Here is a 23249-nt window from a genome sequence, read left to right as displayed (position 1 = left end):
TTAATTTTTTAACCTTTATTCGGAACTCAGACTCACAATTGGATCTAACTTAGCGGCCTTGGCTGCTGGTGCAAGTGCTGCCAGTAAGCAAATAATAATAAATACTAGCGCACCAATTATGGCATTGGCCGGTGAAATTTGAACAATTGCGTATTTAATCGCTCCATTTGAAATTACATCCGCACCCCATTCGGCCAGGTATGCGATGATAACCGCAAAGATCGACGAGAAGACTCCCAGAATAAAGGCCTCGGAGAAGAATAGGTTTCGAATGTTGCCCTTGGTAAATCCGAGTGCCCTTAGAATTCCAATCTCCTTGGTTCGTTCAGCAACACTAATGTAAAGCACCACGATGATCATGATTGCTGACACAAGGAGCGAGATTGCCGCAATTCCTGCTAGAACCCAAACAGCGACGTTAATGTAAGTGTTCAGTGTTGATACAATCGCACCCGCACCAGTAATTTGGTACTTAGCTTGTTTATTGGACCCCTTCAACGCCTTAATCTTATCTTGAACGGGTTGAACGTTTGGAACCCCACCAGCGATGTTCACCGCGGCAAAATTCGGTTCGTACTTCATTTTAGCCTCACTAAACATTGACTTCATCGTGTTGGAACTAATTAGTGCCATTGGATTCACGTCACTAGTTACCCCACTTACGGTAACTTCTTTTGATAGGACGTGCGGTTGACCGTTATCATCAGGAGCATTCGCAAACAACTTAATTTTTTGGCCTGTCATGTCGTATGGCTTCTTTTTGTTAAAGCTTTGGGCCGTCTTCTTATTAATTAACACCTGATTATCTTTAGTGGGAACCGCTCCGGACTTAATATTCTTCTTTAAAACCGCTCCCTGATAGTACGTCTGAATGTACTGGACGGACGCAGTTTTATCGGCCGCCTTAAACTGACCACCAGCTAAAAATTTACCCAACGTTGAACTTTTGACATTCTTTAGGTCCTGTAATTGTTGGTTATCTTGGTTGGTTAGAAGTGAATTTTTGGGGTTCGGATCCTCTCCCTGCTTCTGCTTTCGACTGACTTGAATGGTAGTAGGATTAACCTCTGAATAAATTTCATGGTTGATGTATCCCTTGACCCCATTGCCAAGCCCTAACATGAAAATGACCGAAAAGATGCCAATGGCCGCTCCAAAAATAATTAACAGGTTGCGCTTTAGGTTATAACGAAAGTGTTCAAAGGCCATCGTAAAGATGGAAGAAATCTTGGCAGGACGCGCCTGAAAGTCTGCCTGCGTTTTATTAACCGGGTAAGCGGGCTTTAAAATCTTATCTTCATCAATCTTCCCATCGGCTAAATGAACGATCCTCGTTCCATAATTAGCGACCACCTGGGAATGGGTGACAGCGATGACCAGCTTCCCATCTTCAGCAATTTCGTTCATTAGTTCTAAGATGTCATCGGTATTTTGCGCATCCAAGGCCCCAGTTGGCTCATCCGCAATGATGATATCCGGGTCAGACGCGAGCGCTCGAGCAATTGAAACCCGCTGCATTTGGCCGCCTGAGAGTTGATTAGGGTACTTGTTGCGGTGGTCATACAAACCAACCTTCTTTAAAAGCTCAGTAGCCCGTGCTTCTTGTTGTTTATGCGTTAACGTCGTCATTTCTAGTGAGACCATCACGTTCTCTTTAATGGTCAGATGATTCACGAGGTTAAAGTTTTGAAAGATAAAACCAATCGTGCTGCGCCGGTACTCATCAAGCTGTTTACTGGTATCTTTTTTTAACGATTTTCCGTCAATTAAAACGTCACCGGAATAATCACTGTCTAGTCCAGCGATAATATTCATCAGGGTCGTCTTTCCACCACCAGATTCTCCAAGGATGGAAACAAATTCCCCACGATCGAAGTTGAGACTGATCCCGTTTAAAACATGAAAATCCTGATTATCAACATGATAGGATTTCTTGATGTTTCTTAGTTCTAAATAAGCCATTTGGTTCTCTCCTTCTTTTTTAGTAGTGTCCATTTTAAACTAATTTAACCAAAAGTAAATTTTAACCTGAAAGTAAAGCCGTCCTTAAAAGAAAATTAAAAAAATAATTTTGTGAAATATTTTCGTACTTTTTTCATAACCACATTCAAAATTAATTGCTTAATTCCCACTCTAATGCCGTTATCTATTTCACTTATCAAATTCCCGCTTTGTTCAATTTTTACTGGATCCACTTCAGATGCCTAGATGCGCTTGCAAACAGCTTTCAAACGGTTTACATTATTACTTGTAAACATATCTAATATTGTTGGGTGGGGAACTTACATTTCCTCTTTTCAATTTAGTATGTTCAGATTGTAACGATATTAATTCATCAACTTTTCGAAAGGAAGTTATCTTATGTCAAAAATGAAAGCTTTAGTTATGACAGCTAAGCAACACATGGAGATTGAAGACAGAGATGTCCCAACCCCTAAAGACGACGAAGTCTTAGTTGAAACTGCCTACGCTGGTATCTGTGGTACCGACCATGCTTTGTACAATGGTCTCCCAGGTTCAGCCGATGCTACTCCTCCAATCGTGTTAGGTCACGAAAACTCTGGAGTTGTTTCAGCAGTTGGAAAGAACGTTAAGGACTTCAAGAAGGGTGACCGGGTTGTTGTTGACCCTAACATCTACTGTGACAAATGTTTCTACTGTCACACCGGCCGCTACGAATTATGTGAAAACTTATCAGCCGTTGGTGTAACTAGAGATGGTGGTCTTGAAGACTACTTCACTGCCCCAGAAAAGGTTGTTTACCACATTCCTGATGAACTATCACTTCAAACTGCATGCTCAATGGAACCACTTTCATGTGCCGTTCACACGATGAAGATTACCGAAAACATTACCCCTTACCAACACGCTTTAATCATTGGTGATGGATACATGGCTAAGTTGTTTGCACAACTACTTAGAATTTACGGAATCCAGAACATTGACATGACTGGTAGACATGATGAAAACCTTGCTTGGGAAAAGAAAGAACTTAACTTAAACAAAGTTATCAACACTACTAAGGAAAAGATCACTGACAAGTACGACATGGTAATCGAATGTGTTGGAAAACCTGAAACCCAAGAACAAGCTGTTGAAGCAACTAATCCTGGCGCTCAAGTTATGATGTTTGGTGTTGGTGCACCAGGTCAAACATTTAACATGAACACTTACGAAATCTTCAAGAAGCAATTAACCATCAAGGGTTCAATGATTAACCCCCACAGTTTCGAAGATTCAATTGCTTTACTTTCAGATGGTTCCGTTAAGGTTACACCTTTCCAACACAACATCCTTACTTTAGAACAAGTACCTGGTGTATTAGCCGGCACTGATAAGGTTCAAGGCAAGTCAATTGTTAAAGTTAATGGTAATCTTAAATAATTGAACCAAAATCTGATCGTGGAGGGAAACTATGGCGAAGAAAACTGCTAATAGAAAAGCCAAACGTACCATTTCCATGACAGCTTCAATTATGTTCTTTATCCTTTCATTAATAATTAACTCTGCTGGAAATGTTTTGACTCTAGTAACAACTGCTAAGATTCATCCATCTTTTCTAGGTTCAGCATACTGGACCGCAGCTGAAACCAACCTTGGAAATGCATTTCACTGGAACTTATTCTGGGCATTTCTAATCTTGGGAGTTGCCATTACCATTTTAAACGCCTTCTTAGTCGGACACTGGGACTGGGGACGTGCCATCGGGAACGTGATCTTCATGGTTCCGTTCTCAGCACTCATCCAGGTCTTTGATGATTTCTTCATGGATGGTTCGCTTCCGTTAATTGGAAAAGTATCATTCTTCTCTGGTTTTCCAGAAGCCAAGGGTTGGATGATGGTCGTTTTCTATGTCCTCTTGAACTTTTTCGGGGTGGCATTGATTGCGACTGCCATCTCAATCTACCAACGAGTCAACTTAGTCTTGCACCCTGCTGATGATTTGATGCAGATCCTGCGTTTTAAGTACTTCAATGGTGCTGCTGGAAAAGCCATGTGGGCTTCATATATCCCACCGACCGTCATGGCAGTTGTTGCCTTTGCAATGACCCGTCAATTTACCAACCTAGGAGTTGGAACGATCTTTGCGTTCCTATTCCAAGGTGGAATCACCGGATTAGCCGACAAATTCATCTTCCCTCATTTAAAACACCAAGCTTTAGATGTTGGTGATGAATCAACGGTTGCCACTGATATTGACGAAGACGAAACAACAAAGAAAAAATAGGCAAAATAAATAACCGATCTCAAATGAGATCGGTTATTTTTATTTAAACAACTATTTCAAACTTTTTAAAATCTCACTCAAGGCTGGTTGACCATAAACGTTATAACGTTTCTTGTAATCATCAATCGTCTTTTGGTCAAAGTGTTCTGGATCAAGGGGAACAAAACTCGTATCAATTGGATCAAACGCTTTAATCTTAGCGTCAATCACAATTGGCTTCGTGTTACCTTCGTCCAGCATCCGGTCAATCTCGACCATAACACTATTAAGCTCATCTTGACCAGAGACTTTAAAGCCATGTCCACCCAATCCTTCAGCAACTTGGGCAAAATCGGCTTGATAGAGGTCAACACCATAATCACTAATACCAGATTGAACGTCTTCGTGTTCAATGTAACCAAATCGTTCGTTTGACAAAACGACATTGATAATTGGCAAGTTGTACTTGGCCTGCGTAATCACGTCCTGCATGACCATCGCAAAACCACCATCACCTGAAATTGACCAAACCTGCCGCTTTGGATATGATAGCTTGGCAGCAATGGAAGCTGGTAGACCAAATCCCATCGTTCCAAACCACGGTGACATAGCGAACTTTTGTTGCTGATTAAACGGAAGTTGACGAATGGAGTGCATGGTGTTGTTTCCAACGTCCAGACCATAAACCGCATCCGACTTAGAGTGGTCGGCAACAGCCTTTAAGACCGTCTCGGCTCTAAGACCCTCGTCGTAGTCAGTCGCGATGCTATCAAGCCACTTCAACCAATTTTCACGATCAATTCGAGCGGCCTTAAGAAAATCATTCTTGGGGAGCTTAACCCCTGAATTAATCAACATTTCCAAGAATTCCTTGGCATCACCGTGAATTGTCAGGTTAGCCTGATACTGACGACCCAAATCAGCTAGATTATTATTAACCTGAATGATTTTCTTATCTTTCGGCATGAATCTCGCAAATGGAAAGTCGTTTCCAAGCATAATAATCAGATCGGCTGCTTGCGAAACTTCGAATCCGGGTTTCGTTCCAAGCCGACCACGAGCACCCATGTAACTCAGGTTGTCGTTGGGCATAATCCCGGTTGCTGGCGCTGTGGACAAGACCGGCATGCTGAACTGGTCGGAAACTTTTACAATCTCATCTCTAGCACCCTTGGCACCTCTTCCGTACCAAAGAACGGGATGCTTTGCTTCCTTAATCATCTTGATGGCTTCATCAACGTCAGCCTGTTTAGGGTGAACCGTTTTAATGCTACTTGAAACGTTGGCCGTCTTAGTTGGTTCATAGTCAATCTCAGTTCCAAGTAAATCATTAGGTAGGATGACGACCGCTGGACCCTTCTTTTGATAAGCCGTTCGAATGGCCTCGTCAATAATCTTCGGTATCTGATCAGCGGTTGATGCCTGACGGTTATAAACCGAAACGTCAGCAAACATCGGCAGTTCATCCATCTCCTGAAAGAACCGCGTGTTCATCATCGGTTGAGGAACTTGCCCAACGAGGGCTAACATTGGCGTATTGTCCTCTTTGGCATCGTATAAACCATTGAACATGTGAGTCGCACCAGGACCCGCCGAACCAAAGGCAACCCCAATCTTACCGGTATATTTATGGTCAGCAGAAGCGGCCAAAGAACCGACCTCTTCGTGTCTAACCTGAATATATTTAATGTTCTTTTTTTCCTCATCTAGTGCATTCAATAAGTTATTCAAAGAGCCAGCTGTGATGCCATACAAATGGTCGACATCCCAACTCTCAAGCACTTTCACCAGTGCTCTACTTGCTGTCATTTTACTCATAGAATCCCTCTTTTCGTTTTTCCAATTTAACTGTTGACCCAATTGAATTATAAACCACTCAATCCATTTATCCTATCAGAAGCAATAAAAAAGACTCTTAATCAGAGTCTCTCTACTTATTAATTCATATTTCTAAGCTGATCATTTTTAGTGTAAAAACTATGATAACCCATGTAACACGCGATGATTGAACTAACGGCTGTAATCCCAAGTAACATGAAAGTTACCATGATCTGATACTTAATGGCCTTAACGGGATCAACTCCAGCAAAGATTAGACCGGCCATCATCCCGGGTAGACTAACTAGTCCCACGGTCATCGCCGTATCAATCGTGGGTTGCATCCCAGTCTTAATGCTGTCACGCACAATGTCAGAACAGGACGTTTTCACGTCGGCTCCCAGAGCTAATTTCTCAATAATCTGCTGTCTCCGGTCTTTAAACATGGAGTTCATGCTGCGGTAACAAAGCCCCAGGGCAACCATTGAGTTACTGGCAACCATTCCGGTAATTGGCACCACTTGAGACGGGATAAACTTGATTGCTCCCGCAAAGACTAGTACAAAAATGACTACAATCGTGCTACTCCCTAACGCAATGATGGAAATGGGTAAGGCGTGTTCCATGCCGTCACTACGTCCCTTGGCGTTATAAGCCGCGTTAAACAAAATAATTAAGATTAAAATCAGGGTTAAAAAGACGTTATTCATCCGAAAAACGAATCGTAAAACGTACCCAACCACGAATAACTGAACCACACAACGGATGGTGGCAATGACGATTGACTTATCAATACCCAGCTTTTCTTTCCATCCAACAAATAACGCGATTAAGACCAGCAGTCCAGTTAGTGCGAGGGCTTGATTTGAAACAATTAAATTAGGCATCTTTATCTCCTTTAACTAGTCGTCCGTTAACAATTGTGACTAACTCGGTGGCATGGTCAATCTCACCTTGATCATGAGTAATCATGATGACCGTGGTGTGATCCTTTTGATTAATGTAGTTAATCATCTTATGCACACTTTCCTTGGTGTTTTCGTCCAAGCCAGTGGTAACCTCATCTAAAACGAGAACGTCGGGCACAAACATGATGTTGCGAATTAATGCGACCCGTTGGCGTTCTCCACCAGAAAGATTATCGACCGTCCGATCTAAATCACTATCACCTAGGTCGACGGTTTGAAGTGCCTTTAACGCATGCTCTTTATCAAACGGCTTATTTCGAATCTGATATGGGAACTCCAGATTATCCTTGACCGTATTTCCAAACAAGGTGGGCTGCTGAACGGCGTATGATACCTTTCTTCGATACTCAATTGGATTTAAATCAGCGACGTTTTGGCCTTCAAAAAGTACTTCACCCGAACTGGGAGTCAGAAGATCTGCCAAAAGTCTCACAAAAGTCGTCTTACCGCTTCCTGATGGTCCAGTGATCGTAACGATCTCTCCGGCATCAACGCTCCAGCTGATATCCTTGATAATCTCACGTCCATCAGCGTCGTAGCATAGGTTTTTAGTTTCTAATACTGCCATTTTGATACCTCTCTTTTCTTCTTAACAAATTAACAGTATGATTATACAACACTTTTGTATCATATATGAGTCTGCTATAATGGCGTAGACGTTGTTATGAAGAAAAAAGGAGTTCTAATGAGTTATAAAAGAGTTAGAAACGGTTCAAAAAAATCGTCAAATGTTTCGGTAGAACTCCACCAACGAGTTACAGTCACCATCAAGCGTCTCGGAATTAATGGTGAGGGAATTGGTTATTTTCACCGTAAACTAATCTTTATTCCCGGTGCGCTAGTTGGTGAATTAGTTCAAGCTGATGTAACCGAGATTAAACCCAAATACCTACGCGGAAAATTAGTTCAGATTGATAAGGAAAGTCCCTTTCGGGTTCAACCGCGTGACCCATATGCTGGAGAAGTTGGGGGTTTTGAACTAGAAGACCTCGCCTACCCGAAACAACTGGAATTCAAGCGTGATTTAGTTAAACAATCCCTTAGAAGATATCACCCGAGAGCTTACGATCACTACGACGTAAAAGAAACCATCGGGATGGATAATCCATACGAGTACCGGAACAAGGCTCAGTTTCAAGTTCGAACTGAAGCAAACGGGAAAATCATCGCCGGACTATATAAGGAAGGAACTCACGAAGTGGTCGACATGGAGACCTGCTCCGTTCAATACCCGGTGACAATGAAAGTCATGAATGCCTTAGTTGATATGGTTCAAGAGCTAAATATCCCAACGTTTGTTGAGTCCAATCATTCTGGTATTTTAAAGACGCTGGTGGTCCGAGCCGCCCTCAACACTAACGACGTCCAGGTGGTTTTCATCACTAACACGCCTAAACTAATTAAGAAAAATCAACTTTTAGACATGATTAGCGACCGCCTTCCAGAGGTCACCTCCGTCATGCAAAACATTAATCCCGGTGACTCACCCTTGATTTGGGGAGAAAAAACGGTTCACCTAGCTGGCAATGACAGTATTACCGAAAAAATCAACGGGTTATCGTTTGAACTGTCTCCAAGAGCTTTCCTCCAACTCAACAGCATCATGACACCAAAACTTTACGATTTAGCCGGAAAAGCCCTCAATCTTGACTCCGATGATCGTCTGATTGATGCATATTCGGGAGTGGGAACCATCGGTCTTTCGTTAGCAAACCAAGTTTCTGAGGTTAGAGGAATGGACACCATTAAAGAAGCCATCATCGACGCCAATCATAATGCAGCAATCAATCATATTGATAACGCCACTTACTACTTTGGCAGTGCCGAGGATTTGATGCCGCAGTGGATTAACGAGGGGTTTAAGCCCACGGCGCTAGTGGTTGACCCACCACGGGTTGGCCTTGATCAACACTTAATTGACGCCATTTTAACCGCTAAACCACAAAAATTTGTGTACGTTTCATGTAATCCATCAACACTCGCTCAGAACCTAGTTCAATTAACGAAGTCTTATAACGTGGACTACCTGCAACCAATTGATATGATGCCACAGACTCCGCACGTCGAAGTCGTCGTCAAATTTACTTTAAAGTCTTAGAAAGGTCCAATTGTCAATGAATCCATTCGATACCGGCAATAATAGTGGGAATAATGGCATGAACAACATGTTTCTGCCACCTAACTACGCTGTCGTGCAAAATAAAGAAACCCAAGAAGTCAAAGTCCAAAAGGTAGGCTTCTCATTCACTACGCTAGTTTTTGGAATCTGGCCTTCTGTTTTTCGTGGTGATTTCTATAATACCCTTTGTATGTTAGGGGTCGACTTTATCCTAGCGATGGCACTGACTATCCTAACTGGATTAAACATCGCAACCTCTGCTTATGAGATCTTCGCAATTATGCCCCTAGCATGGAGTTTCGTGTACAACATGATGTTTTTCAGACACCTCCAAAATAAGGGATTTGTTCCCATTGACAAACGTTCAGATGAACTTTTAAAACGAAGTCATTACTATAAATAATCAGGAGCACAAAAAAACACTTCACGTAATGTGAAGTGTTTTTAGTTTGAGATTAATGATTTTATAGCATAACGGTAACGGCAGCAGCTGCGATGATCAAAGCTAAACCGATCAAAGTAGCAACCATTTCCTTTGGAGTCTTCTTCTGGTGTAAGAAGTAAACACCGGTCAAGGTAGCAACAACTACTGATACCTGTGATAGAACGAATCCAGTTGAAAGACCTAACATGCCTGGTTGTGCAGCAATCAAGTATGAGAATGCGGCAATTGCAAAGAAGAAACCAGCAATAATCTGTTTGTATGAAACAGCTTCGGAGAAGACGTTTTCACTCTTCATGTTCATCAAACCGTAGATAACAGCCATCAGAACCATTCCCATTGCTTGTGGCAAGAATGCTTGCATTCCGCTCATTGGAGCAGTTTGTGGCAAGAAGCCCTTTGCCCAAGTCAAGTTATCAACTTGTGGTGCAGCTGAGTATAACCAGTAACCAATAACACCGATTAACTGTAAGATAACGGCTTTCTTCAAAGCACCTTTATCAACGTTTTCTTTGTTTTGGCTCCAAGTTGTAAGCGTAGCACCGATAATGATAACGATCAAAGCAAGGATTCCGATGATCTTGTGACCAATGCCAGGCCAACTACTTAATGCAAATGCACCCCACAAAGCAGTTACGATCAACTGAAATGCGGTCGTGATTGGCATAACTCTTGATGAACCGATCAAAGAGTAACCTTTAAAGGCCATGATTTGACCGAAGCCCCAACCCATACCAGACAAGATTCCGTAGACTAAGTTCCAGCCCATTGGGAAGCCAGCTTGTGTGAATAATAAGACCACAATCGCAAAAATCAATGTACCAACCGTGGCACCAAAGATTTGGTTAGTTGGTTTACCACCAATTTTTGATGAAATGGTTGGAAATAGCCCCCAACCAATCACTGGAATTAATCCAATTAATATTGCTTCAAAACTCATATCCCATACCTTCTTTTCAAAATACTTTTGTAACCCTTATTTACGAAATTAATTATAACACGTCAAAAATAAAAAGAAAACGTTTTCATTAAGAAAAATTTAAAAACTTGCTCAAGCAAGTTTTAATTAATGGGTTTAAAAGCTTGTGTGGCCTTAACCGCTCGCTTCCATCCCTGATACAATTTATCTCGTTCAGCCGCTTTCATTGAAGGAGTGAAAATCTTTCCTTCTTCATAAATGGACTGAACTTCATCTAAATCTTTCCAGAATCCGGTTGCTAGTCCACTCAAGATGGCAGCCCCAAATCCGGTCGTTTCTTCATCGCTAGCTCGTTGAACCGGGATATTCAAAATGTCAGATTGAAACTGCATTAAGTAACTATTGCGACTGGCTCCCCCATCAGCTCTAATCTGAAGGATATCAAGGTTGGTATCGGACTCCATCGTGTTGACAATATCCTTAGTTCCGTATGCAATCGACTGAAGAGTGGCTTTTACAAAGTCGTCACTGTTAGTCCCACGGGTAATGCCGAAGACGGCTCCTCTCACGTCCTGATCCCAATAAGGAGCTCCCAACCCATTAAAAGCTGGAACCACATAGATTTCATTGTGGTCGGTCGATCGTTTGGCCGCCTGTCTGGACTCAGGAACACTGGTAATAATCTTCATCTGGTCTCGAAGCCACGTCAAAGCACTCCCGGCAACAAAGATCGAACCCTCTAAAGCGTACGTGACTTCACCATTGATGCCGTACGCGATGGTCGTTAACAGATTTTCGTCTGAAAATTGGGGTTGATTTCCCGTGTTCATCATAATGAAGGCACCATCACCATAGGTGTTTTCAACCATTCCTTTTGAAAAGCCCATTTGTCCAATCAACGCCGCCTGCTGATCACCAGCAATTCCAGCAATTGGGACACTAACACCATAAAACTGGTAGTTTTCGGTTGTTCCGTAGACTTCATCAGAAGCATGAACGGTCGGAAGCATGACCTTGGGAATGTTTAGAATCTTCAAGATGTCGTCGTCCCACTTTAAATCATTGATGTTAAACATCATCGTTCGACTGGCGTTCGTATAATCGGTAATGTGATACTTCCCACCAGACAGCTTCCAGACGAGCCATGTATCAATGGTTCCAAACAACAATTCACCGTCATAAGCCCGCTTCTGTGACCCATTCACGTGGTCTAAAATCCACCTTACCTTGGTGGCAGAGAAGTACGAGTCAATGACGAGGCCCGTCTTTTTATGAATTAAGTCCTCGTACCCACCGTTCTTTAGGTCTTCAGCAATTGAATTAGTTTGTTTTGAAAGCCAACCAATGGCATTGTAAATGGGTTTGCCGGTCACTTTATCCCACACCACCGTGGTCTCACGCTGATTGGTAATTCCCACTGAGGCAATGTTTTCAGGGTGAATGGAGGCGTCAATCAAGGCACTCGCAATGGCAGACAGCACGGAGTTCCAAATCTCGTTTGGATCCTGTTCGACCCATCCGTCACTATTGATAATCTGAGGAACTTCCTTGTAACTTTCAATGACTTTTCTGCCACTATGATCATAGATAATCGCCCTCGTACTGGTCGATCCTTGGTCAATCGCTAAGACGTAATCTTTATCGTCAGCCAACTTATTCATCTCCGTTTCATCGTATTTTTGATACTCATGTTAGCACGATTCCATTCATCTCACTACTTAAAAATAAAAGAGAAAGTAGAATAAAATCTACTTTCTCTTTTATGGCACCGTTAATTAACGCTTAACTTCAACCCGAATGTCAGCATCAATATCTTTTGGCTCAACCTGTTCGTCATAAGAAAAATCAGCATCTTTAAAGTATTCCTTGATTTCAGCATTAATTTCGTTTAAATCACGGACATCGTTATCTTGACGCTTAATCAGTAACGTGTATTGCTTGTTATCTTCATCAACGTTTTCAAAATCATAACCAACGTCAACCGTGTTTAAGATTTCTTGAATCATTTGTCTTTCAGTCATTGCCATAATCCATACTCTCCTTAATAATCTTCATACGCTAAGCTTATTCTATTTTCTAATATTTGTAAAATCATATCTCAAAAAATCATGTGGAACACGGGCTTCATGATATAATTATATTACACTGACATTGAAAGGTGGGTTACATGGAAAACATGGAAAATAAAAGAGTTCTAGCCATTCCAACTGGTGAAAATTTTCGTGAGTTAGGTGGATACCAAGCCGCCGATGGTAAAACCACCAAGTGGCACAAGTTACTACGTGCGGGACACTTAGGCGAGCTCAGTGAAAATGATCTAAAAACCCTTGAGCATTATGGGGTTCGCTTTGACGTTGATCTTAGAAGTCAACCCGAAGTCGACATGCTGGCCGATCAAGTGGAAACTTCTGCGATCGACTACATTTTTGACCCGGTCTTTAAGGAAGACGCAACCGATAATTCAAAGAGTCCAGCTGAAATGAAGAAAATCCTGTGCAATCACCCTAGTTATGGTCATGATCATATGGAACAAGTCTATAGAAGCATGATTAAAACGGAACACTGTCGACTAGCCTTTAAAAAACTATTTGATATTCTACTAGAAAACAAGCAGGACAACCAGTCCGTGCTTTTTCACTGTACAGCTGGAAAAGACCGAACCGGAATGTCGGCGACCATGATTCTTTCTGCCCTTGGGGTCGATCGTAAAACCATCGAAGAAGATTACCTGTTAACCAACCAGGTGGCAAAACCAGTGATTGATGCTCGATTAGAGCAGGCCAAAGAAGAAGGATATAACGATGCAGCACTAAAGAGTCTAAGATCCCTTTATAGTGTCTCATTAGACTTCTTCAATGCCGCAATGGATGAAATCAACCAATTATACGGTGGAATGAACCAGTTTCTTCATGAGGGAATTGGTTTGACCGATTCCGACATTCATCAATTACGTCAAATTTACCTTGAATAATTTGCATATTGTTAATTCAGCTCGGTAATGATACGATAAGTTTATCAAAAGTAGTCTAATATTTAAGCGGTAAGAGAAGTGGCGGTTGGTGCAAGCCACACAGGATATTAGATGAACTACCTAAAATTACACATTAGATAAGTGCAGGTACTTCTGTATCTGAACGTGGGTGGTACCGCGCACAAGCGTCCCAGTAGTCAATCACTACTAGGACGCTTTTTATTTATCAACATAGGAGGAAAATAACGATGAACATCATTGAAGATTTAAAGTGGCGAGGTGCCATTAATCAAACAACTGACGAAAAGGGACTAGAGAAATTAACCAACGAGAAAAAGATTTCCCTATACTGTGGGGTCGATCCAACTGGTGACAGTATGCACATTGGTCACCTAATTCCGTTTATGATCATGGAACGCTTTTCACGGACGGGTTTTCATCCCTACATTTTAATTGGTGGAGCCACTGGTTCCATCGGTGACCCAAGTGGTCGAAACACCGAGCGTCCCCTTCAGACCAAACAGATGGTCAAACACAACGTCGACGCCCTAACGAAGCAGATGAAGCACCTCTTTGGCAGTGACAGTAACATTCACATCGTTAATAACTACGACTGGACGTCTAACATGTCGCTGCTTGATTTTCTCCGTGACTACGGAAAGCTCTTCAACGTGAACACCATGTTATCAAAGGAAGTGGTGGCCAGCCGCCTAGAAAAGGGCATCTCATTTACAGAATTCACCTACCAAATCCTACAGGCACTGGACTTTCTCACTCTTTACCGTGACCATGACGTTCAACTCCAGATTGGTGGTGGTGACCAATGGGGCAACATCACGGCCGGAATTGACCTCATTCATCGCGTTGAGGGTCAAGACGCTGAGGTATACGGATTGACCATCCCATTAATGCTTAAATCAGACGGAACCAAGTTTGGGAAGACCGCTGGTGGTGCCGTTTGGCTCGACCCCGAAAAGACCTCACCGTACGAATTCTATCAGTTCTGGCTAAACCAAAACGATGCTGACGTCATCAAGTACCTCAAATACTTCACCTTTTTACCTAAGGATCAAATTGATGAATTATCCCAAAAAGTCAAAGATGAGCCTTGGAAACGAGAAGCTCAGAAGACATTAGCACGTGAGGTCACAAAATTTGTACACGGTGAAGACGCCGTTAAGCAGGCCGAAAACATCTCAAAAATTCTTTTTAAGGGGAACGTTCAAGACCTGTCAGTAAAAGAAGTCAGTCAGGCATTTAACAGTGTCCCTACATCCGAAATTAGTTCCGATCCCGTAAACGTAATCAACCTAATCATTGCGGTTGGAGCAGATAAATCCAAACGTCAGGCTAGAGAAGACGTTAATAAAGGTGCCATTACCATTAATGGAGCAAAGGTTACCGACGTCAATACTGAAATTAACCCTCAAGTTCAATTTGACGGAAAGTTTATCATCATAAGACGCGGTAAGAAACGTTACTTCTTAGCTAAGGTAAAATAAATAAATCCCAGTATCATAAACATGGTACTGAGATTTTTTGGATTCAAAAAAGGGACGAAGAATTATTCTTCGTCCCCTTTTGCATCTTGTTTTTCGTTTGAGTAATCGTTAACTTGAAATTAAATCTTACCAGTAGTTGTGTGATGCTCTGAATTGAGCAGCGGCAGCGATTGAACCATAACGTGAAATTGCGTATTGACGTGCAACACGTTCTTGGTTAGCTGGAGAGTAATCACCATTTAGATATGATGAAGACAATTGGTATTTACCAATGTACTGACCATTTCGAGCACTGTATGAGTTACCAGATTCAACTTGTGCAATTGATGCTAACCCAGAGTTATCACCGGCATTGCTTGCATTATTGTTACTGCTTGCAGCAGGTTGAGTAGTGGTTGTAGTTGTTGCTTGTTGTGTTTGAGCAGGTTGTGCGTTTTGCTGTGGTGCAGCAGTGTATGAAGCATTGCTACTTACCTGAGCAGATGGTTGTGTTTGAGTATTGTTGCTTTGGTAAGTCATGTTGCTTGCGTTAGTAGGTAATGTTAACTTTTCTCCGACGTGAATCATGTTGACATTCTTAAGGTGGTTAACCTTAACAATGCTGTTGACACTAGTGTTGTGTTGCTTTGCGATTTTTGAGACTGTGTCACCGCTCTTAACGGTAATTTGATTAGTGTTAGTGGCAGCGTTGGCGTTGAAGCCTGCAGTCATTAACACACCGGTTACTGTGAAAATAGATGCTAAAAGCACCTTTACGTTTCTAGATTTTAATAAAATGATAAATCACTCCTATAAATTTTTGCTACTTCCGTTTTCTTAAAACTGAAATATACTCAAACAACAATTTCACATTCTAAATACTGATATTTACATGGCAAAAACAGCAATGTTAAAAAAACAGATTATTTTGTCACGTTGTAACGTCAATGTAACAAAACTCGCAATAATGCCCGTTTTCAAGGATTGATCAACACTTCACAACGCCATTTTTTAGCAAAAGAAAAAGCCTTCTGCCATAAAAAAAGTTATTAAAAGCATAAGACTTTACTTAATTTCATCATTTTTCCGCTAATTTTCGATTAAAATAGTGCTCTAATTTACTCTTAGGATAAACCCCGGTAACCTTCTCAACGCCCTTTCCGTTACGAAATAATACTAGGGTCGGAATACTCATAACCCGGTACTTTCTGGCAATCTCATGATTATCATCGACGTTAAGCCTTAAAAACTTGATCCGCCCTTGATACTCACATTCCAGTTCTAAAATCACCGGGTCCATCATTTTACACGGGCCACACCATGGTGCCCAGAAGTCAACCACGGTCATTGGTCCCGCAATTTCTGAGTCAAAATTATTCTGATTTAGATCCACTGCCATAGTCTTTCCCCCTCTTCACGTTAATCACATGGATAACTAAAGTAGCCACCAGCGTGACAATCACCAAGATTCCAAACCATCCCGCTGGAATTTCGATGTCAATCATTGGAATCGACAAGAAGAGTTTCAACGCAATGATAATAATCAAGAAGTAAGCCATCGGCTGTAATTCCGGAATCTTTTTCATCAACATCATAATGACTTCAGCTACCCCACGCATCGCTAAAATCCCAATCATTCCACCAATTAAGACGATCACCGGATTAGGTGAAATGGCTAACGACGCTAGCACCGAGTCAATTGAAAAAATAATGTCCATGAATTCAATCTGAACTACCACCCACCAGAAGTACTTGCGGGTGTGGTTCTTCTTATTTGGTTTAACCTGATGAGTTCGGCTCTTTTTATGCTTATTCTTGTGCATATTATAGAAGAAACTAAACGCCAGATAAAATAAATAAGCGGCACCTAAGACCTTAATGATCCAAAATTTAATGAGGTATACTCCAACCCCGATGATCAAGAAGCGGAAGATGTAAGCTCCCCACATTCCGTAAAATAAAGATTCTTCCTGCCACTTTTTGGTAGAAAGAACCTGAGTCTGGGCCGCAAGAACGACCGCATTATCAACGGATAAAAGACATTCAATCACTACCAATGAGAAAATAATCAACCAGTCATTTCCAGACGTTATGACGGTTTCCCAGTTGTGTAGATCAAAAAACGGACCATATAATTTAGCAAGTAGGTCGAACAATCAAAGACTCCTCCATTAATTAGTTGTAATTAGTAATTGTTAATTGCTTTAACGTCGTATTTCATTAATTGATGGTTCACGATGACACCGATTAGCTTATTAGCGTAATCAGGATCGGTGGCGTAACCATTCTTTTGCAACAAGTTGGCTTCTTGTCTAAAACTCGTGATGCCCGTTTTCTTTAAAAATTTGGTATTTAAAGTCTCGTTATGATCCTCGATGGCATCAGCAACCGATGGGTATTTTCTAAACTGACCCACTTCGGTCGTTTTCTTGTTATTAACGTACTCGGTTGTATCGTACGAGATTGACTGACCATTGTACGTTCCCTTGATTCCAAACGGATTATTAGCTTTCTTATAGAGTTCGGATTGACCCCAATTCGACTCGAGAATGGCCTGTCCGATCACGATACTTGGCAAAACTTGTTGCTTTTTCTCGTAAATCTTAACGGCTGGGTCACCAATCTTTTGAATAAACTCTTTGTGCTGAGTTTCGATCTCTTTATCACGTTTCTTGGTGGCGTTATTCATTTGTTCCTGACGAACTTGATATGAATGGTTAATCAACATGTGTCTAATCTTAAATGCAGCGAACACGAGTAGTAAGACGACAACTACTCCAATCACAATTGCAATCCACACGTTTTTCTTTTTACTGTGTTTCACGGACAACATCTCCCTATGTGGTTATTATACCTTAGCCAACTATTTTTTGTTGAGTATTTATGATTACTTAAAAAAGTTTCTTACTCATTTCCAATTACGCATTATAATGGAAGAAATGCCCACTAAAATCGACTAACTTAACCATTTAGTGTAGTATGAAGACATCTGACAATATAGTAACGGGAGTAGTTTTGCATTGATTAAAATTGAAAAAATCAACCAAAATATTAACTGGATTAAAACCATCGATTGCCGTCCAGCCGATAAGGAAATTTTAAAAACAGAATACCACTTAAACAACGAAATGCTCTATTATGCACTGGATCGTCACGAACGACCTCGGGTTGAATATTACGATGAAGAGGGAGTCCTCCTCTTCATTTTTGATGTGGCCGAACCAACTCGTTTTAACGGGGATGTTTCTGCTGAACCAATTGGAATCATAACTCACGGCAACATGTTATTCACGTTCACAGCCGATAAAACTAACTTCGTTAACGAACTCATTTCTTCCATTATAAAGAAAGCCAGTTCAAAACAACTCGCAGAATTACAACCAATTGACGTAATTAATAAAACGTTATACCAACTATCCGTCCAATACTTTGATTATATTAACCAAATCAACAGTGTCAGAACTAACATTCAGCGTAATTTACGTGGTAAGGCCAACAAAAGCGCTATTAACCACCTGCTTAATCTTCAGACCGACCTGGTGTATTTCCTAACGTCACTTGGATCAAACAACGACATGATTAACGACTTCAAGCGGCGTTTTACAAGGGACCTCACAGAGGATCAGAAAGCTGCCGTTGAAGATATCAGTATCGAACTTCAACAGGGACTTTCGATGGCAGAGATGGCGAACGCCGCGACCCAGCAAGTGGCAAGTGCTTATTCGAACCTCCTTGATAGTGACCTGAACAACACGATTAAATTTTTGACCGTTTTTTCGTTAATTCTAAGTGTTCCAAACATCGTATTTGGGTTCTATGGTGAAAACGTAAAACTTCCATTTATGGATAAACCATCAGCGTGGATTATAACCATTATCATCACGATCATTTTTATCATCATTGTGTTGCTGTTTTTACGCGCAAACCATTTCTTTAAGAACTAATTTAATATAAAATGAGCATGAGGGGGTAGTGAAATAAAATGAAAGGAATTTTCTTCGATGAAACATTTTATAAGGACGTTACACGAAAATAGGATTTTTTCTTTAATTATTTGGCTAGTTGTCATTTTTATGGCAATTGTCAGTCTCCCCAACCTGAGTCAGGTTGTGATGCAGGCTGGCAACCCGGAAATGAACTCAAAGTCCCAGATGTATAAAGCACAGAATTTACAGAACCAATGGGGCGAGGGTTTAGACGGAACCACCAGTATGAACATCGTTTACCACGCCAACAAGGGTAAAATTACCAATTCTGAACAAAAGGACATTTACAATCGGGTTGGTAAGATTCAGAAAAGTAACGGAGACAACGGCATTAGTCGGATCACCACCGCTCATACGAGTCCGAATGGTGCCTCGAAGTTTATCTCTAACGATCAATCAACCGAGATCGTGAATATTCATGTTCCAAAAAGCAATGCTACAAGTGCAAGTTTTGCTAACACGCTTCAAAAACAATTCAACGTTAATAATGGACTGAAGACGTACGTCACCGGTCCGCAATTAATTAATCAAGATAACAATGAGAAGATTTTAAGCGTCACTAACATTGTGACCATTGCAATCTTCATCCTTTCCTTAGTCTTCATTGCCATTGCATTTAGATCACTGTTAGCACCGGTCTTTACCTTTATCACCATGATCATCGCTTACCTGGTCTCATTAAGTGCAACAGCTTTAATGTCAACTCGACTTAGTCTCCCGTATTCGCCATATATTCCTTTAGTAACTGGCTTGGTAGTAACTTTATTTGGTACCCTTGCTAGTTTCTTTTTGTATCGACGTTTTGAATTGGCACTCAAAAACGAAAGCAATGACCCCAGTAAAACAGCCACTAAAAGTCTTACATATCCACTTGGGGCAACCGCGGTAATTACGTCATTAGCCTTTGGTTCCCTTTACCTGCTCAAGTTTAGCTCGGTTCGAGCCATTGGCAGCGTCGCCGTTGTCGTACTAATAACTCTATTCGCCGTGATGACCGTGACCCCAATGTTCATGCAGCTCCTTGGACCAACTTTCTTCTGGCCAAAGAAGAAGACTTTGAAACTGGCAAACGAGGGCTTCTGGAGCAAGCTCGCTCATGTCTCACTTTTAAAGCCACTTCTGGGTCTACTGATTGCCTTAATGATTACGGTTCCACTGGTTGCATTTTATCGTTCTAATGTAACCTATCTTACTAACAACAATTTAATTGCTAACGATCAGGCTGAAGTCGGTAGACACATCCTTCAAAATCACTTTAATAAAGGAAAACCAACTCCGGTCACTATTTACATCAAAAATAACCAACCCTTTAATAATGACAACACCATTAGTGCCATTGACCAGGTGACAACAAAGCTTCAATCTCAAAAAAACGTTGCGCAGGTGTATTCCGTGACTCAACCGGGTGGGGATGAAATTGATAAATACTATTTACGAGATCAATTGAATAAAACCACTTCAACGCTTAATGGCATTAGTAACTCTCTTAAGGGCTCACAAAGAACCCTTAAGGGTGCAAACAAGACGCTTCAGCAGAAAAACATTAAGAATCAGACTAAATCAGTCGATTCATTGATCAGACAACTTGATCGGATTAGTGATACGAGTGAACAAGCTGACACCAACAATTTCAGCACATTCACCCCACTTGAAACGGCTCAGTCATCTAATCAAGCCCAGAAATCCAAAAAGCTTCGCCAGAATCTCTCGCAAGTATCTGATCAGTTGAGTACCACCAGTCAAAGTTTGACTCAGTTAAGTAACCAAATCTCGGACGCCCAAAATTCTGGACTAGAAGCGCAAGAAGCGTTCCAGCAATACAACGAACAAGCGTCTAAGGTTCGTGGTGAAATTGCGTCCGTTAACCGAACTTTAAAGGAAAGCAAAGATAAGTTAACGCCCGTCACTGGTTACTTAAATGGTGTCAAGAAGTCAAGTGCTGGAAATACCTTCTACATCTCACCGCAACAGATTAATGACACCGACTTTTATCAAACCAAGTATAATTTTGCAAGTGAGAACCAAAAAATCACCAAGCTCGAAGTGGAATTTAACAATGAGCCCACTGGCAACACTAACTTAAATAACGTTCACAACATGCAAAACACCGTTAGAAACCAGTTACAAAACACCAGTCTGGAAAACGCTGAAGTCGCTTATACCGGACAACCAATTGAAAACGCCAACGTTCAAACTAACTTTGACCACGACTTTATTATTGGAATTATGATGCTTATCTTAATCGTTTTCGTCTCCCTCATCGTCGTTAGTCGTTCCATCCTCCAACCGTTTTGGTGGTTAATCACATACGTAATGAGCGTCTTCTCCGCACTTAAGGCCACCCAACTTATCATGTACTATGCCGCAAATGACGGTCAATTAAACTGGGAAGCATACGTTTCCATGCTGGTTCCCCTCTCAATAATTGGAATGTTTGAATTAACCTTTTTAGCCATTTCGTATCGAAAACAAAATCCGGACTTACTAGGATGGCTGACCAGTGGGATTAGTTCATTTACAAAAACGATTAGTTACGTGATGTTTGCCGTAATTATCATTACTTTCGGTCTCTTCGTTAGTTTGCTTCATTCGCTTGACTTCATCGGACTGACCGTCATCATCACGGTTATTATCTTTAATGTCATCCTGCCACTTGTCACGACTGGACTTGGCAAACTAGCAATCACGTTGCCCCGTTCTGATTTGCATCATTGGCATCTTCATAAAAACAAAAACTGAAAATAAATAAGCAAAAAGCCATCAGTTAAACTGATGGCTTTTATTATGCCCTAAAAATTCATTTTACGAATTGATTTAAAGTAAAGAAACAAAATGATCAAAGAACCAAGCATTGCCGTAACACCAAATAATACAAAAATCACCTGAATGTTAATAACTTTTGAAAAAGCACTGATAAACAATGATTCAAGTGCCATTAAAAGAGCCGTAATTAGATTGCAAAAAGACATCAACGTAACTCGCAATCGTTTCACCACTGTATCCTGTAGTTCCGCGTTTAACGTAGTATCCCACACTTCAAAAAGTGAACTAAAAACCACAAACGCAATTAACGCAACGATGAAATTTGAAATTCCTAAAAGTAGTGACATCAATAAGCCCATTGCCATGCTTAAAGAAATCACCCTCATTCGGCCATATTTAGCAACTACTTTAAAGACGTTCGCCGAAAAAACAGCGCCAATGATATCAACAATCGCCAGAATCATCGCAATGTTGCCGGTGCTAAATCTTGTAATGTGTGATAGATACAACGATCCGTATTGATACATAATCGAAGCCGTAGCCTGTGAGATCGCCACTACTAAGATTAACTTCTGGTAGTTTTTATTACTTACCAAGAAGGTCCGTAATTGCTTTAAGACATTTGGAGCGTCGGATTCATCAACTACTGGTCGGGGTTTAATCACTAGTACTGTCATGATTGAAAGAACGTGTGCCACAATTGAGGCGGTAAAGACCAGTGGCCACGAAACGTCAGCTAAATATCCGCCGACCAAGTTACTGAAAGCAACCGTACAAATCATGATGGCGTTGTATCGTCCCCAAAATTTCTGGTAGTGTTGTTTTTCATCCGCCTCATAGATGATGGCCTCATCGGTTCCCGAAATCAGCGAAAGTCCAATTCCAAACAAAACGAACCCGCCAAATACTAATAAATGATTACTCGCCACAAAAAAAGTCACCACGTATAAGACACACATTATCTGACCCAAAATCAAAGTGGTTTTGTAGCCAATTTTGTCTGCAATGACTCCGGATGGTAGTTCGCAAACAACCTGCGTTGCGTTGATCACAAGTTGCAATAATGCGATTTGGCCAACTGACCATCCCATATGTTTCAAGTAAAGCATCCAAATTACTAACTCAAAGGTCAAGTTAGAAAAGAATGCGTACGTATACATTTTCCTGATATTTTTCATAATTTCCCTCATTTCAGTTTAACGATTCATGATGAAGTTGAGGAAATTCAATGATTGATTCAGGATCAATGTTCACCCAAATAATCGAATGAAATTATGACTCAACTTCATTTCACAACTATTTGGGAAACAGTCTGTCTTTGAATAAATACCGTTACATGCCGTGCTGAAAACTTACTGCCAATTTCTTGAAATTTGTCTTCCATCGTTGACGCCTCCGCTATAATTAATGATTATCCAAAAGTATATACTTTTGGTCCTTAAAAACAAGGCTCCTAACAAAAAGGGAATCGGCATCTCTGCCGATTCCCCCACTGGGTTAAATTCTAAAATACTAACAAAACAGCAACTAGTATCAAAATTGATACCAATCCCAGCATTGTCAAAATGACTTTTT

20 protein-coding genes are annotated in these 23249 nt (G+C 41.1%); 8 read left to right on the top strand and 12 right to left on the bottom strand.

Features of this window, described 5'->3' with window-relative positions; translation table 11 throughout:
• Nucleotides 1-15 precede the first annotated feature (15 nt).
• On the bottom strand, nt 16-1962 hold the full coding sequence (locus tag AC6UDD_RS06435) for an ABC transporter ATP-binding protein/permease (protein ID WP_500719827.1): 1947 nt from the start codon (nt 1960-1962) through the stop codon (nt 16-18).
• A 408-nt stretch (nt 1963-2370) separates the two neighbouring features.
• Here AC6UDD_RS06435 and AC6UDD_RS06430 point away from each other — a divergent pair, with 408 nt between their 5' ends.
• Complete coding sequence (locus AC6UDD_RS06430) at nt 2371-3384, top strand: zinc-dependent alcohol dehydrogenase family protein (protein ID WP_500694138.1); 1014 nt, start codon at nt 2371-2373, stop codon at nt 3382-3384.
• A 31-nt stretch (nt 3385-3415) separates the two neighbouring features.
• Nucleotides 3416-4228 carry a DUF6198 family protein gene (locus AC6UDD_RS06425; RefSeq protein ID WP_500719825.1) on the top strand — a complete coding sequence of 271 codons (813 nt, stop codon included), beginning with the start codon at nt 3416-3418 and terminating at the stop codon, nt 4226-4228.
• Between the two features lie 51 nt (nt 4229-4279).
• Here the strand turns inward: AC6UDD_RS06425 and spxB are convergent, their stop codons facing one another.
• From spxB to AC6UDD_RS06410, 3 genes are all read right to left on the bottom strand, one after another.
• Nucleotides 4280-6025, bottom strand: coding sequence for a pyruvate oxidase (gene spxB / locus AC6UDD_RS06420; protein WP_500719823.1), 1746 nt, complete (start codon nt 6023-6025; stop codon nt 4280-4282).
• Nucleotides 6026-6144: 119 nt separating this feature from the next.
• Nucleotides 6145-6912, bottom strand: coding sequence for an ABC transporter permease (locus tag AC6UDD_RS06415; protein ID WP_500719821.1), 768 nt, complete (start codon nt 6910-6912; stop codon nt 6145-6147).
• Nucleotides 6905-7561 (bottom strand): ABC transporter ATP-binding protein, encoded by a 657-nt coding sequence (locus AC6UDD_RS06410; protein ID WP_500719816.1) that lies wholly within the window; start codon nt 7559-7561, stop codon nt 6905-6907. The genes AC6UDD_RS06415 and AC6UDD_RS06410 overlap by 8 nt, the downstream gene beginning before the upstream one ends.
• Before the next feature lie 117 nt (nt 7562-7678).
• Between AC6UDD_RS06410 and rlmD the strand changes: the two genes are divergently transcribed.
• Together rlmD and AC6UDD_RS06400 are read left to right on the top strand one after the other, a co-directional pair.
• The gene (gene rlmD, locus AC6UDD_RS06405; protein WP_500719812.1) at nt 7679-9091 is read left to right on the top strand and encodes a 23S rRNA (uracil(1939)-C(5))-methyltransferase RlmD; all 1413 of its coding nucleotides are present in this window, start codon (nt 7679-7681) and stop codon (nt 9089-9091) included.
• Nucleotides 9092-9107: 16 nt separating this feature from the next.
• Nucleotides 9108-9515, top strand: a complete 408-nt coding sequence (locus AC6UDD_RS06400) for a hypothetical protein (protein ID WP_500719809.1) — start codon at nt 9108-9110, stop codon at nt 9513-9515.
• A gap of 61 nt (nt 9516-9576) precedes the next feature.
• Here the strand turns inward: AC6UDD_RS06400 and rbsU are convergent, their stop codons facing one another.
• From rbsU to AC6UDD_RS06385, 3 genes are all read right to left on the bottom strand, one after another.
• Nucleotides 9577-10494 (bottom strand): ribose/proton symporter RbsU, encoded by a 918-nt coding sequence (rbsU, locus tag AC6UDD_RS06395; protein WP_500719807.1) that lies wholly within the window; start codon nt 10492-10494, stop codon nt 9577-9579.
• A 122-nt stretch (nt 10495-10616) separates the two neighbouring features.
• Nucleotides 10617-12134: a glycerol kinase GlpK gene (gene glpK, locus AC6UDD_RS06390; protein ID WP_500719803.1), complete on the bottom strand. Its 1518-nt coding sequence runs from the start codon at nt 12132-12134 to the stop codon at nt 10617-10619.
• A 114-nt stretch (nt 12135-12248) separates the two neighbouring features.
• Nucleotides 12249-12500 carry a hypothetical protein gene (locus AC6UDD_RS06385; protein WP_010022943.1) on the bottom strand — a complete coding sequence of 84 codons (252 nt, stop codon included), beginning with the start codon at nt 12498-12500 and terminating at the stop codon, nt 12249-12251.
• A gap of 140 nt (nt 12501-12640) precedes the next feature.
• Here AC6UDD_RS06385 and AC6UDD_RS06380 point away from each other — a divergent pair, with 140 nt between their 5' ends.
• Nucleotides 12641-13444, top strand: a complete 804-nt coding sequence (locus tag AC6UDD_RS06380) for a tyrosine-protein phosphatase (RefSeq protein WP_500719801.1) — start codon at nt 12641-12643, stop codon at nt 13442-13444.
• Between the two features lie 248 nt (nt 13445-13692).
• Nucleotides 13693-14946 carry a tyrosine--tRNA ligase gene (tyrS, locus tag AC6UDD_RS06375; protein ID WP_500719798.1) on the top strand — a complete coding sequence of 418 codons (1254 nt, stop codon included), beginning with the start codon at nt 13693-13695 and terminating at the stop codon, nt 14944-14946.
• Nucleotides 14947-15072: 126 nt separating this feature from the next.
• On the opposite strand, the gene apf is transcribed toward tyrS, so the two are convergent.
• From apf to AC6UDD_RS06355, 4 genes are all read right to left on the bottom strand, one after another.
• A complete protein-coding gene (gene apf, locus AC6UDD_RS06370) occupies nt 15073-15696 on the bottom strand; it encodes an aggregation-promoting factor (RefSeq protein ID WP_500719796.1) in 624 nt (207 codons plus the stop codon).
• Between the two features lie 307 nt (nt 15697-16003).
• Entirely contained in the window at nt 16004-16324 is a 321-nt protein-coding gene (gene trxA, locus AC6UDD_RS06365; RefSeq protein ID WP_500719794.1) for a thioredoxin, read from the bottom strand.
• Entirely contained in the window at nt 16299-17081 is a 783-nt protein-coding gene (locus tag AC6UDD_RS06360) for a TerC family protein (protein ID WP_500719791.1), read from the bottom strand. The genes trxA and AC6UDD_RS06360 overlap by 26 nt, the downstream gene beginning before the upstream one ends.
• A gap of 29 nt (nt 17082-17110) precedes the next feature.
• Complete coding sequence (locus AC6UDD_RS06355; protein ID WP_500719789.1) at nt 17111-17758, bottom strand: glycoside hydrolase family 73 protein; 648 nt, start codon at nt 17756-17758, stop codon at nt 17111-17113.
• Between the two features lie 187 nt (nt 17759-17945).
• Here AC6UDD_RS06355 and AC6UDD_RS06350 point away from each other — a divergent pair, with 187 nt between their 5' ends.
• Both AC6UDD_RS06350 and AC6UDD_RS06345 read left to right on the top strand, forming a co-directional pair.
• Entirely contained in the window at nt 17946-18869 is a 924-nt protein-coding gene (locus AC6UDD_RS06350; protein ID WP_500719787.1) for a magnesium transporter CorA family protein, read from the top strand.
• 57 nt (nt 18870-18926) lie between these two features.
• The gene (locus tag AC6UDD_RS06345) at nt 18927-21650 is read left to right on the top strand and encodes an MMPL family transporter (RefSeq protein WP_500719785.1); all 2724 of its coding nucleotides are present in this window, start codon (nt 18927-18929) and stop codon (nt 21648-21650) included.
• Nucleotides 21651-21700: 50 nt separating this feature from the next.
• Here AC6UDD_RS06345 and AC6UDD_RS06340 read toward each other — a convergent pair whose 3' ends face one another.
• Complete coding sequence (locus AC6UDD_RS06340) at nt 21701-22852, bottom strand: MFS transporter (protein ID WP_500719782.1); 1152 nt, start codon at nt 22850-22852, stop codon at nt 21701-21703.
• Nucleotides 22853-23249 lie beyond the last annotated feature (397 nt).

This window comes from Fructilactobacillus sp. X2R1C3 (assembly GCF_059901425.1).
The sequence above is the reverse complement of the archived record's forward strand: the minus strand, read 5'-3'. Positions and strand labels throughout refer to the sequence as shown.